This is a genomic window from Sphingopyxis sp. BE235 (assembly GCF_031457175.1).
GTDB lineage: Bacteria > Pseudomonadota > Alphaproteobacteria > Sphingomonadales > Sphingomonadaceae > Sphingopyxis.
Map to the genome: position 1 here is coordinate 514,567 of NZ_JAVDWC010000002.1, position 12,747 is coordinate 527,313.

Genomic DNA, 12,747 nt, shown 5'->3' on the forward strand with positions numbered 1-12,747 from the left:
GTTCGCCGGTTGGCTATTCGCGTGGCTTGTTGCCCAGCCTGGCCTCCAGAAATGCGAGGATGCGCGTCTCCACCGGCGTGCGGCTGACGTCGCTGCCCAGGCTGACCGCGCCCATCGGATAGAAATGGCCGAAGCCCGGCACCCACGCGGTCTCGGCGGCGATGCCCTTGTCGGTCAGCGCCTTGACCGCGAAGCGCGTTCCCGCCTGGATGCCCTCCAGATCGTTCTGACCGACAAAGAAGAGCGCCGGCGGCATGCCCGGCTGGACGGTTTGGGACGGGTTATAGCCGCCGACGGCGCCCGACAGCGCGAACACCGCCTTGACCGGAACGCCGATGCCATAAGCGGTGTTGAGCGCGGTGATCGCGCCCGCCGAAAAGCCGCCAAGCGCGATGCGGTCGGCATCGACGCCGTACTTGCCAGCGTGACCGCGGACAAATTCGGTCGCCATCGCCATATCTTCGGCGGCGGCGAGGATGCTGCGCCAATATTGGTCGCGCGCCTGATCGTCGAGCGGCGGCAAGCCCATCCTTTGGCGCACGATTTCGATGCGCGCGGTGGCGGCGGGTGACAGGTTCACCGACTTCGGGACGAGCTTCTTTTCGTCGACGGGTTTCGCGAGGCCGGGGTCCTCCGGCGTCAGCCGATAATCGATCGAAAAGCAGGCATAGCCATCGCGCGCGAAGCGGCGGCAATAATCGGCCATCGAACTGTCCTGCGCGCCATCCTCGGTAAAGCGCTCCTCGCCCTTGTCGCCGCGATGGAAAGCGCCGCCGAACGCCATGATCACCGCGGGGCGGTTCGTGAGCGGCTTGCCGTCGGCGACGGGGCGATAGACATCGACAAGCAGGTCGCGGTCGCGCGGCCGAGCCTTCGAGGCGTCTATCGGGGCGCGGCCGTAGACGAGGTCGCGGGTCAGCTGGACATCATATTCGCGCCGCGGTTCGGCCTCGGCCGCGGCCGATACGGGCAGCAGCGTCGCGCAAGCAGCCGCAAAGAAGGCGGCTTTCAGTGGGTTCATCGTCGCTCTCCCCTGTTTCTTTGCACCAGCCTAGCGGCGAAATGGGGCTGAGCAACAGGCGAGACGATCAGAAGAGGCGCGACCCGTTCGGAACGGGGCGGTCGGGCGCGAACAGGATCACCGCGCCTTCCTCATCGGCGAAGCCGAGCGTCAGTACTTCGGACATGAACTTGCCGATCTGACGCGGCGGGAAGTTTACGACGGCGGCAACCTGCCGCCCCGCAAGCTCTTCCAGCGCATAGCGGTCGACGATCTGCGCGCTGCTCTTCTTCACTCCGATTGCGGGCCCGAAATCGATCTTCAGCTTGAACGCGGGCTTGCGCGCCTCGGGGAAGGGTTCGGCCTCGACGATCGTGCCGATGCGGATGTCGACGCGAAGGAAATCGTTGAAGGTGATTTCATTTGCGGCGCTCGCACCCGCATTGTGATTTACGTGCATTCCAAACCTCCGTCATTCCCGCGCAGGCGAGAATCCAGCTTATCCGTGCTTTAGCTGGATTCCCGCCTTCGCGGGAATGACGAAAGTGGTTATTCCATCTCCAAAATCACCGCGTCGACCGCGAGGCTGTCGCCCTGCGCGGCGTTGACCGTCTTCACGACGCCCGCCTTTTCGGCGCGGAGGATATTTTCCATCTTCATCGCCTCGACCGTTGCGAGCGGCTGGCCCGCCTCGACCTTGTCGCCTTCGCCGACGTGCAGCGTGACGAGCAGCCCCGGCATCGGGCAGATGAGGAATTTCGACAGATCGGGCGGGATCTTTTCGATCATATGCGCGGTGAGCGGCGCGATATGCCAAGGCAACACGCGGACGTCGTGGATATGCCCGCGTGTCGTCATCTTCCAGCCGGTGCGCGTCTTCGCGACCTTTACCGCGAGCTCGGTTTCGTCGATCTCGGCGACGACGAGGCGATCGCCGGGCGTATATTCGAGCGCGATGTCGATCCGGTCGCCTTCGACCTTGATATGCTTCTCACCGACCTTGACCTTGTATGCCGTGCCATCGATCGTGACCTGCCATTTGGCGGGCGGCTCGAGCCGGTCGCCGAGCTGGCCGTCGATGCGGCGCGCGCGATCGGCCTCGGCGCTTGCCATGAAGCCAGCGATCCCGGCAAGCGCGCGGGTGACATCGGCGTCGGTCGGCGCGCCATGGAAGCCTTCGGGATATTCCTCGGCGATGAAGCCCGTCGTCAGCTCGCCCGAGCGGAAGCGCGGGTGCTGCATGATCGCCGAGACGAAATCGATATTATGGCCGAGACCTTCGAGTTCGAACCGGTCGAGCGCCGTGATCTGCAGGTCGGCCGCCTCGTCGCGCGTCTTCCCCCACGTCACCAGCTTGGCGATCATCGGGTCGTAGAAGATCGACACTTCGCCGCCCTCCTCGACCCCGGCATCGACGCGCACGCCGTCGACGCCGCGCTCGTCGCCTTCCCATGCCGGAACGGGGGTGCGGTAGCGCACGAGCCGCCCGGTGGAGGGCAGGAAGCCGCGGTACGGGTCTTCAGCATAGACGCGGTTTTCGATCGCCCAACCGTCGATCTTGATGTCATCCTGCGTCATCTCGAGCTTCTCGCCCGCCGCGACGCGGATCATCTGTTCGACGAGGTCGATGCCCGTGATCGCTTCAGTCACCGGATGCTCGACCTGCAGGCGCGTGTTCATTTCGAGAAAATAGAAGCTCTCGCCCGTCGGATCGGCGCCCGAGACGATCAGCTCGACCGTGCCCGCGCTATAGTAGCCGACCGCCTTCGACAGCGCGACGCACTGCTCGCCCATCGCCTTGCGCATCTTTTCGGTGACGAAGGGCGATGGCGCTTCCTCGACCACCTTCTGGTGGCGACGCTGGATGCTGCACTCGCGCTCGTTGAGGTAGAGGACGTTGCCGTGCTGGTCGCCGAGGATCTGGATCTCGATGTGGCGCGGGTTGAGAATGAACTTCTCGATGAAGACGCGTTCGTCGCCGAAGCTGTTGAGCCCCTCGCGCTTGGTCGCCTCGAAGCCTTCGCGGACGTCTTTTTCGTCATAGGCGAGGCGCATGCCCTTGCCGCCGCCGCCGGCGGACGCTTTCATCATCACCGGATAGCCAATCTCGTTCGAGATGCGCACCGCATGTTCGGTATCGTCGATCTCGCCGACGAAGCCGGGGACGACGTTGACGCCCGCTTCCTTCGCGAGCTTCTTCGACTCGATCTTGTCGCCCATCGCGGCGATCGCCTTCACCGGCGGGCCGATGAAGGCGATATTTTCCTTTGCCAGCGCCTCGGCAAAGCTGGTGCGCTCGGACAGAAAGCCATAGCCCGGATGCACGGCCTCGGCGCCGGTCGCCTTGCATGCGGCGATGATCTTGTCGGCGATCAGATAGGATTCTGACGCGGGCGATGGCCCGATATGGACGGCTTCGTCGGCCATCTGCACGAAGGGCGCGCGCGCGTCGGCGTCCGAATAGACGGCAACGGTCGCGATGCCCATGCGCCGCGCGGTCTTGATGACGCGGCAGGCGATTTCACCGCGGTTTGCGATCAGGATTTTCTTGAACATTTTATTCCGGTCCTTGTTCCGCTGCTGCGGCAATTTCGCTGCAAATTGCGTCGAAGCGCTCAAAGTAGGAGGCTTCCAAGTCGCTCCGCGGAAGCCCAAAGGCTTCGGCTGTTTTGGCCAAGTTCAATTCGCTCGCAATCCGAGCTGCCTCTTCCTGAAATGATGGATGCAAGTCGGCCGCAGTCTCAAGATCGCCTGCGTTGCGCATACCGTAGTCGGCAACCCAAAGATCGTAGGTCAGTTGTTCAAGTCGGGTAAGCGATTGCGTGCCTTCGGCAGCCTTCTTCAGGATCACTCGATCACCCTCGCCTTCAACTAGCCAAGTCTCCCAATCGACCGCACTCACTCCGCCGCCTCCATCCGCATCGGCTCTTCGCTGTCCATCGGGCGCAGCCCCAGCTTCGCGAACAACGCCGCGTCGGCATTGTCGCCGCGGTTGCCGGTGGTGAGCAGCTTGTCGCCGGTGAAGATGCTGTTCGCGCCCGCCATGAAGCAGAGCGCCTGCGTCGCCTCCGACATGCTCTCGCGCCCCGCCGACAGGCGGACCATCGATTTGGGCATGGTGATGCGCGCGACCGCGATCGTGCGGACGAACTCGATATCGTCGATCTTCGCGAGCGGGGTGTCGGCGAGCATGTCGCCGAGCACGGTGCCCTTCACCGGGACCAGCGCGTTGACCGGCACGCTTTCGGGGTGGCGTTCGAGCGTCGCGAGCGCGTGGATGAAGCCGACGCGGTCGCTGCGCGTCTCACCGAGCCCGACGATGCCGCCCGAGCAGACGTTGATGCCCGCATTGCGGACTTCCTCGAGCGTATCGAGGCGGTCCTGAAACGTCCGCGTCGAAATGATATTCTCGTAATTTTCGGGGCTCGTGTCGATATTATGGTTGTAATAGTCTAGCCCCGCGACCGCGAGCGTCTGCGCCTGTTCCTTGGTCAGCATGCCCAGCGTCATGCAGGTTTCCATGCCCATCTGGCGCACGCCCTCGATCATCTCGACGATCGCGGGCATGTCACGCTCCTTGGGGTTGCGCCACGCGGCACCCATGCAGAAGCGTTTCGAGCCCGAATCCTTCGCCTGCGCCGCCGATTGCAGCACCGCGCGGACGTCCATCAGCTTGGTCGCCTTCAATCCGCTGTCCGCGCTCTTCGACTGCGAGCAATAGCCGCAATCCTCGACGCAGCCGCCGGTCTTGATGCTGAGCAAGGTGCAAAGCTGCACCTCGCCGCGCGCATGGTGGCGGCGGTGGACGCCCTGCGCCTCCCACATCAGTTCGTCGAACGGCAGGTCGAACAGTTCGGCGATTTCCTCGCGCGTCCAGTCGGTCCGCGGCTGATCGTCTTGCGTTGCAGGTTGGGAGAGGTTCATGGATTATCGGCCCTTTGATGTTATTTGCAGAAGCGCTCGAGCGCGGCGCCGTAAAATTCGATCGTCGGCGTTTCGCCGGACATGTCCTGATAATTGCCGTCGGCCCATGGCCGGCGGTCGCCGTAGCTGATCGTCACCTGCCGCCCGGTTTCGGCGCCGCCATATTCGCCGACGCCATAGAGGGTGAAGTCGATATCGGCTTCGGGATCGTCGCAGTTGAGGCGGATCAGCCCCTTGTTCACATATTTGTCGCTCGTCTCGAAATAGATGTCGCGCCAAGGGCCGTCGCTCTTTTCGAGGCGGCCGTTCCAGTCGGTGAAATAGACATCGTCGATCTGCTGCCGATAGATGAACTCGACCGCGACATCCTTGCGATATTCGCTTGGACGGCTCGCGGGCTCGGCGTGCGCAGCAACCGCCGCGACGGCGCCAAGTCCGGCGATCATCAGGCGAAACGATCGGTTCAAGCGGCATCCTCCAGCGGCGGCATATTGTGGCCGAGCAGGCGCAGCACGTCGGCGGCGCATTCGACCACATTGCTGCCGGGCCCATAGATCCCCTGCACGCCCGCGTCGCGGAGATATTGATAGTCCTGCGGCGGGATGACCCCGCCCGCGATCACCTTGATGTCGCCCCTGCCCGCTTCCTTGAGCTTGCCGATCAGTTCGGGGATCAAGGTCTTGTGGCCCGCGGCGAGGCTCGACGCGCCGACGACATCGACGCCGCTTTCGAGCGCGAGCACGACGGTTTCGTCGGGGGTCTGGAACAGCGGGCCGGAGACGACGTCGAAGCCCATGTCGCCGAACGCCGACGCGATGACATTGGCGCCGCGGTCGTGCCCATCCTGCCCCATCTTGGCGACGAGCAGCTTCGGCTTGCGCCCCATCCGGCGTTCGACCGCTTTCACCCCGTCGAGCACCTGCTGCCAGCGATCGTCGCCTTCATAGGGCGCCGCATAGACGCCCTTCACCGGAGTCGGCTGGGTGCCGTACCGGTCGAAGCTTTCTTCCATCGCAGATGAGATTTCGCCGAGCGTCGCGCGGGCGCGCGCCGCTTCGACGGCGAGTGCGAGCAGGTTGTTCTCGATGCTCGAAGGCTGCGCCGCACCGTCGCGGAGTGCCTTGAGCGCCGCAGCACATGCCGCCTCGTCGCGGCTTGCTTTGATGCGGTTGATCCGCGCTATCTGCCCCTCGCGCACCTTGGCATTATCGACCTCGAGCGTTTCGAGCAGATCCTCGTCCTTCAGGCGATATTTGTTTACCCCGACGATGACATCGTCGCCGCGGTCGACGCGCGCCTGCCGGGCGGCGGCGGCGGTCTCGATCATCGCCTTCGGCCAGCCCGCGGCGACGGCCTTCGCCATGCCGCCTTCCTTCTCGACGCGCTCGATGATCTCCCACGCCTTGTCGACGAGTTCCTGCGTCAGCGCCTCGACATAGTAAGAGCCGCCGAGCGGGTCGACGACCTTGGTCATCCCGGTTTCTTCCTGGATGACGATCTGCGTGTTGCGCGCGATGCGGGCGGAGAAATCGGTCGGCAACGCGATCGCCTCGTCGAGCGCGTTGGTGTGGAGCGACTGCGTGCCGCCGAGCATCGCCGCCATCGCTTCGATCGTCGTGCGCATGACATTGTTGTACGGGTCCTGCTCGGTGAGCGAGACGCCCGAGGTCTGGCAATGGGTGCGCAGCATCTTCGAGCGCTCGTCCTTGGCGCCGAGGTTGGTCATCACGCGGTGCCAGAGCACGCGCGCAGCGCGCAGCTTGGCGATCTCCATGAAGAAGTTCATGCCGATCGCGAAGAAGAAGGACAGGCGTCCCGCGAACTTGTCGATATCGAGGCCCGATGCGACGCCGTAGCGCACATATTCAGCGCCGTCGGCAATCGTGAAGGCAAGCTCCTGCACCTGCGTCGCGCCGGCTTCCTGCATATGGTAGCCCGAAATCGAGATGCTGTTGAACTTGGGCATCTCGCGGCTGGTGTAGCCGAAGATGTCCGAGATGATCCGCATGCTCGGCTCGGGCGGGTAGATATAGGTGTTGCGGACCATGAACTCCTTGAGGATGTCGTTCTGGATCGTGCCGTCGAGCAGCTTGCGATCGACGCCTTGCTCCTCACCCGCGACGATGAAGAAGGCAAGGATCGGGATCACCGCGCCGTTCATCGTCATGCTGACCGACATCTGGTCGAGCGGAATGCCGTCGAAGAGGATCTTCATATCCTCGACGCTGTCGATCGCGACGCCCGCCTTGCCGACGTCGCCGACGACGCGCGGGTGGTCGCTGTCATAGCCGCGGTGCGTCGCGAGGTCGAAAGCGACCGACAGGCCCTTCTGTCCCGCGGCGAGGTTGCGGCGATAGAAGGCGTTCGATTCCTCGGCGGTCGAGAAGCCCGCGTACTGCCGGATCGTCCACGGGCGGCCCGCATACATCGACGCGCGCACACCGCGCGTGAAGGGCGCGAAACCGGGCAGGCCGGGATCGGTCTGGACGTCCTCGGCGGTGTAAAGCGGCTTGACGTCGATGCCCTCGGGCGTCGCCCAGGTGAGATCCTTGCCCTTCACTTCCTTGTCGGCGGCGGCGGTCCATTGGCCCAGCGTTGGCTTGTCGGTCATATGCAGTCTCTTGTCCCTAACCCCCTCTCCCCTTGCGGGAGAGGGTTGCGAAGACTTGGCGGCCAGCCGCCTAGTCGAAGCTGGGAGAGGGGGCGTGAGCCACCGGCTCGCAACCCGCCCCTCTCCAAGTTCCGGTAGGGGACACGTCCCCAACCTTCACTTTCCTCTCCCGCAAGGGGAGAGGAGAATGTTCAATGCGCTTCCTTCGGCGTCTCCATAATCTCGGTCAGCACCCCGCCCATATCCTTGGGGTGGACGAAGAAGATCAGCGTCCCATGCGCCCCTATCCGCGGTTCGCCGAGGACGCGCTTGCCTTGTCCCTCGAACTCGGCCTTGGCGGCGTGGATATCGGGCACTTCGTAACACAGATGATGCTGGCCTCCTGCGGGGTTCTTTTGCAGGAAAGCCGCGATCGACGCATTGCCCGGCAATGGTTCGATCAGCTCGATTTGTGTGCCGTTGAGGCCGCTGTCGGTGGGCGTATCGACGAAGCACACTTTGACGCCCTGCTCGGGCAGGTCGAACGGCTCATGGATCTGCGTCGCGCCCATCACGTCGCGGTAAAAGACGATGCTGTCGGCGATCGACGGCGTCGCGACGCCGACATGGTTGAGGCGTCCGAGTTTCATGTCACCACCTCGATCGGGAATTTGACGCTGTTGGCGATAAAGCATTGGTCATGCGCGTCGTGGTGCAGGCGTTCGAGCGTTGCGGCGTCGGGCGCCGCGCCCTGCCATTCGATATCGGGGGAAAGCTCGACCCCGGTTATCTGGACGCGCCCGTCATCGCCTTTCGCCATCGTGCCCACCGCGGCATCGCGATAGGATTGAACGGCATAGCCCGCCTTGGCCGCGAGATAGAGGAAGGTCAGCATATGACAGCTCGACGCGGAGGCGACCAGCGCCTCTTCGGGGTCGACCGCGGCTTCGACCGACCAGGGCAGCGGCACGACATGCTTCGACGACGACGCCGGAACGCTCACATTCTCATCGAACGTCCAACGATGGCCACGGCCGTATTTGCCGCCCGGAACATCGTCGGTGGCCGACGCTTCCCATTCGATCAATGCGTGATATTTTGCCATTTTCCTATCCTCGGATCCGCTTTAACACCCCGGAATCTGGTCCTTGCCGACCAGTTCGTACTTGCCGTTCTTGAGCACATATTGCTGCTTGATCGCGCGTGTCCCCGTATAGGTGACGGTAAAGCTCTTGTCGGGAACGGCCGCGGTGATCTGCCCGTCGAAGCTCTGCTCCTTCTGGTTCAGACCGGCCCCCGAGCTCATGCCGTCGGTGAAGCTGCCGCGATCGACCGGTGCATCGGGTGCCAGCTCGGTCAACGTCGCGCTGCTGATCGCGCAGCCCTGCCACACGCCGCCGCCCGAGGTGACGAGATAGGGATTTTTGCCGAGCGCGTCGCTGAAGCCCCACGCGGTTGCCGCATTGCCGACCGAGCCGACCGCACCGAGGTTCAGCCACTCGCCCTTGCGCTGCCAACCCGACGCGCCGCCCTGCAGATAATGGATCGCGTTTATCCCGCCCTCGCTGTGCCCGGCTTCGTCGAGGCTGCCGAGGCTCAACAGCACGCCGACCCGGTTCGGCAGCAGATGGATTGCGGCGGGGCGGAATGTGTAAGTGCGCCCGTCGATCTCGCGCGCGGCCGTCGCTTCGGCCCCTTTCGGAAGCCCGAAAGCCGTCCGGAACGCGAGGCCGATGGTGCTATTCTCGTCGCTGTCCAGCGTCACCGGAAAAGCGGGTTTCGGCTCGCCGACAGGGGTATCGGGGTCGAACGCAAACGCCGCCGGCGAAGCCAGCAGGGCGGGAGCAATCAGAGCACCAAGAAGGAATTTACGCATCTTCAAACCTCTTTCGGAATCAAGGACATGGCGGCCATGTTCTAACCGCCTCCCGTCCTTGCCTCCAGTCCGGTATTTCTCATGTGCCGGGCATCACACACACGGATAATATCCGCGCCCCGCGATCAGAGCGGAATATTGTCGTGCTTCTTCCACGGGTTTTCGAGTTGCTTGTTCCGAAGCTTGCGCAGACCCAGCGCGATCCGCTTGCGCGTATTGTGCGGGTGAATGACCTCGTCGATATAGCCGCGCGACGCCGCGACAAACGGGTTCGCGAAACGGTCCTCATATTCCTTCGTGCGCTGCGCGATCTTTTCGGGGTCGCCGATGTCGCTGCGGAAGATGATCTCGACCGCGCCCTTGGCGCCCATCACCGCGATCTCGGCGGTCGGCCAGGCATAGTTCAAATCGCCGCGCAGATGCTTCGACGCCATCACGTCGTACGCACCGCCATAGGCTTTGCGCGTGATCACCGTGATCTTCGGCACCGTCGCCTCGGCATAGGCGAAGAGCAATTTCGCGCCATGCTTGATGATGCCATTATATTCCTGCGCGGTCCCGGGCAGGAAGCCGGGGACGTCGACGAAGGTGATGATCGGGATTTCGAACGCGTCGCAGAAGCGAACGAAACGCGCGGCTTTCTTGGACGAGTTGATGTCGAGCACGCCCGCGAGCACGAGCGGCTGGTTCGCGACGATGCCGATCGTGCGCCCTTCGATGCGTCCGAAGCCGCAGATGATGTTCGCGGCGTGCGCCGGCTGCACCTCGAAGAAATCGCCCTCGTCGACGGTCTTCCGGATCAGCTCGTGCATATCGTACGGCTGGTTCGCGTTCGGCGGAATCAGCGTGTCGAGGCTCGCCTCGGCGCGGTCATAGGGGTCGCTCGTCGGGCGCACCGGCACGCCGCTGCGGTTGTTCTCGGGCAGATAGTCGAAGAAATCGCGCGCCGCGAGCAGCGCCTCGATGTCGTTCTCGAACGCGAGGTCGGCGACCGAGCTTTTGGTCGTGTGCGTGATCGCGCCGCCGAGCTCTTCCTGCGTCACGACCTCGTTGGTCACGGTCTTCACCACATCGGGGCCGGTGACGAACATGTACGAGCTGTCCTTCACCATGAAGATGAAGTCGGTCATCGCGGGCGAATAGACAGCGCCGCCCGCGCACGGCCCCATGATCAGGCTGATCTGCGGCACGACGCCCGATGCGAGTACGTTACGCTGGAACACTTCGGCATAGCCGCCGAGCGAGGCGACGCCCTCCTGGATGCGCGCGCCGCCGCTGTCGTTGAGGCCGATGACGGGCGCGCCGACCTTCATCGCATTGTCCATCACCTTCATGATCTTCTCGGCGTGGCGCTCCGAAAGCGAGCCGCCGAAGACGGTGAAATCCTGGCTGAAGACATAGACGAGACGGCCGTTGATCGTGCCGCTGCCCGTGACGACGCCGTCGCCGGGGACGATCTGGTCCTGCATGCCGAAATCGGTGCAGTTATGTTCGACATAAGTGTCGAGCTCTTCGAACGAGCCTTCGTCGAGCAGCACGTCGAGCCGTTCGCGCGCGGTCAGCTTGCCCTTGCTGTGCTGTGCATCGATGCGTTTTTGCCCGCCACCCAGAGCGGCGGCGGCGCGGCGGCGTTCCATTTCGGCGATATTGGCGGACAAGGCGACTCTCCACTGGATTTGGAAGAGCGTCGTCTGCTCCGATTGCGCCGCCCACGCAAATGTGAATTTGCAAAGTTGTAAATTGATACTTTGCAAAGAGCCGTATATTGTCCGCTCATTCGTTTTAAGGGTGTCGAGACGTCGCAATACCCCTCCCTAAACCCCCGCGGCGGCTCGACACCCATCGCAATGGAGCGCATTTCGATGGCACGGCAGCGCATTTTTGCCGGAGCAAAGCTCCGCGAACTCCGCATCGCGCGGGGAGCCAAACAGGCCGATTTTGCGGGCGGGCTCGGCATTTCCATTTCCTACCTCAGCCAGATCGAGCATGATGACCGCCCGCTGACGCCGGCGCTGCTCGACCGGCTGCAAAAGCTGTTTCCGCTGGAATGGGAGGAAGTCGCGGCGGACGCCGGCGACCGCCGCGCGGGGGCGCTTCGCGAAGCCGCCGCCGATCCGCTTTTCGCGTCGTCCCCGCTCGCCCCCGAACAGCTCGAACGCGCCGCGCTGCAACAGCCGCAGCTCGCCGACCAGTTCGTCGCGCTCCACGCCGCCTATCGCCGCGCGGGGCAGCGATTGCAGATCATCGACGAGGCGCTGACCGGCGGCACCGCCGAGGGCAGCCGCCTGCCGTGGGAAGAGGTGCGCGACTGGTTCCACGACGCAGGCAATTATGTCGACAGCATCGACCGCGCGGCGGAGGCGCTGGCGGGCCAGCTGCGCGGGCGAGACCCCTCGCCGCCCGTCGAAACGATCGAGCGCAGGCTGCGCGACGCGCTCGGCATTTCGATCGTCTACGGCCAGACGCAGGCGCTGCGCGATTTCGACGCGACGATGCGGCATCTGGTGATCGACCCGTCGCAGCCCGCCGAAAGCCGGCGCTTCCAGCTCGCGCACCAACTCGCCGCGCTTGCGCTCGCGAACGAGATTGCGGCGGTCGTCGAAGCCTCGCCGCTGCGGACGGCGGCGGCGCGGCAATTGCTGCATGTCGGTCTTGCCAACTACGCCGCGGGTGCGGTGCTGATGCCCTATGCCCCCTTTCGCGCCAGCGCGCGCGCGGTGCGGCACGATATCGACCGGCTGCGGATGCAATATGGTGTCAGCTTCGAACAGGCGTGCCATCGCCTTTCGACGCTTCAGCGCCCCGGCGCGCGCGGCATCCCGATGTTCTTCTGCCGCGTCGACATGGCGGGCAATATCACCAAGCGGCATTCGGCGACGCGGCTACAGTTCGCGCGCTTCGGCGGCGCCTGCCCGCTGTGGATCGTCCACGAAGCCGCCGCGATCCCCGACCGCATCCTCTTCCAGCTCGCCGAGACGCCCGACGGGCTGCGCTATGTGTCGATGGCGAAGGGGTTGGTGAAGCCGTCGGGCAGCTATGCGCGCAGCCCGCGCCGATACGCCGTCGCGCTCGGCTGCGAGGCGCAATATGCGGGCGATTTCGTCTATGCCGACGGGGTCGATGTCGCCGCGCCGCAGGCGGCAACGCGCATCGGCCTGTCGTGCCGCATCTGTCCGCGCGACGATTGCGACCAGCGTGCGTTCCCGCCGAGCGACCGGCCGATTTTGGTCGATCCGGATCGCAGGGACGTGGTGCCGTACCGGATCGGGTGATCTTCTCCCCTCCCGCTTGCGGGAGGGGTCGGGGGAGGGCCTGTTACAGTTCGCGCGAGGCAGACATGCCCTCCCCTAGCCCCTC

12 protein-coding genes are annotated in these 12,747 nt (G+C 64.3%); 1 reads left to right on the forward strand and 11 read right to left on the reverse strand.

Features of this window, described 5'->3' with window-relative positions:
• Window positions 1-13: 13 nt before the first annotated feature.
• From J2X38_RS09700 to J2X38_RS09750, 11 genes are all read right to left on the reverse strand, one after another.
• Entirely contained in the window at window positions 14-1,021 is a 1,008-nt protein-coding gene (locus J2X38_RS09700) for a hypothetical protein (RefSeq protein WP_310253540.1), read from the reverse strand.
• A 67-nt stretch (window positions 1,022-1,088) separates the two neighbouring features.
• A complete protein-coding gene (locus J2X38_RS09705) occupies window positions 1,089-1,460 on the reverse strand; it encodes a tRNA-binding protein (RefSeq protein WP_310253542.1) in 372 nt (123 codons plus the stop codon).
• 89 nt (window positions 1,461-1,549) lie between these two features.
• Entirely contained in the window at window positions 1,550-3,556 is a 2,007-nt protein-coding gene (locus J2X38_RS09710) for an acetyl/propionyl/methylcrotonyl-CoA carboxylase subunit alpha (protein WP_310253544.1), read from the reverse strand.
• A 1-nt stretch (window position 3,557) separates the two neighbouring features.
• Window positions 3,558-3,902 carry a hypothetical protein gene (locus J2X38_RS09715; RefSeq protein ID WP_310253546.1) on the reverse strand — a complete coding sequence of 115 codons (345 nt, stop codon included), beginning with the start codon at window positions 3,900-3,902 and terminating at the stop codon, window positions 3,558-3,560.
• Window positions 3,899-4,924: a biotin synthase BioB gene (gene bioB / locus J2X38_RS09720; RefSeq protein WP_310253548.1), complete on the reverse strand. Its 1,026-nt coding sequence runs from the start codon at window positions 4,922-4,924 to the stop codon at window positions 3,899-3,901. The genes J2X38_RS09715 and bioB overlap by 4 nt, the downstream gene beginning before the upstream one ends.
• 20 nt (window positions 4,925-4,944) lie before the next feature.
• A complete protein-coding gene (locus tag J2X38_RS09725; protein ID WP_310253550.1) occupies window positions 4,945-5,391 on the reverse strand; it encodes a hypothetical protein in 447 nt (148 codons plus the stop codon).
• Window positions 5,388-7,535 carry a methylmalonyl-CoA mutase gene (gene scpA / locus J2X38_RS09730; protein WP_058538547.1) on the reverse strand — a complete coding sequence of 716 codons (2,148 nt, stop codon included), beginning with the start codon at window positions 7,533-7,535 and terminating at the stop codon, window positions 5,388-5,390. The genes J2X38_RS09725 and scpA overlap by 4 nt, the downstream gene beginning before the upstream one ends.
• 191 nt (window positions 7,536-7,726) lie before the next feature.
• A complete protein-coding gene (gene mce, locus J2X38_RS09735; RefSeq protein ID WP_310253553.1) occupies window positions 7,727-8,164 on the reverse strand; it encodes a methylmalonyl-CoA epimerase in 438 nt (145 codons plus the stop codon).
• On the reverse strand, window positions 8,161-8,619 hold the full coding sequence (locus tag J2X38_RS09740; RefSeq protein ID WP_310253555.1) for an OsmC family protein: 459 nt from the start codon (window positions 8,617-8,619) through the stop codon (window positions 8,161-8,163). The genes mce and J2X38_RS09740 overlap by 4 nt, the downstream gene beginning before the upstream one ends.
• Before the next feature lie 21 nt (window positions 8,620-8,640).
• Window positions 8,641-9,390 (reverse strand): hypothetical protein, encoded by a 750-nt coding sequence (locus tag J2X38_RS09745; protein ID WP_310253557.1) that lies wholly within the window; start codon window positions 9,388-9,390, stop codon window positions 8,641-8,643.
• Between the two features lie 125 nt (window positions 9,391-9,515).
• Complete coding sequence (locus J2X38_RS09750) at window positions 9,516-11,048, reverse strand: acyl-CoA carboxylase subunit beta (RefSeq protein WP_058538543.1); 1,533 nt, start codon at window positions 11,046-11,048, stop codon at window positions 9,516-9,518.
• Window positions 11,049-11,252: 204 nt separating this feature from the next.
• Between J2X38_RS09750 and J2X38_RS09755 the strand changes: the two genes are divergently transcribed.
• Entirely contained in the window at window positions 11,253-12,662 is a 1,410-nt protein-coding gene (locus J2X38_RS09755; RefSeq protein WP_310253560.1) for a short-chain fatty acyl-CoA regulator family protein, read from the forward strand.
• Window positions 12,663-12,747: the final 85 nt, after the last annotated feature.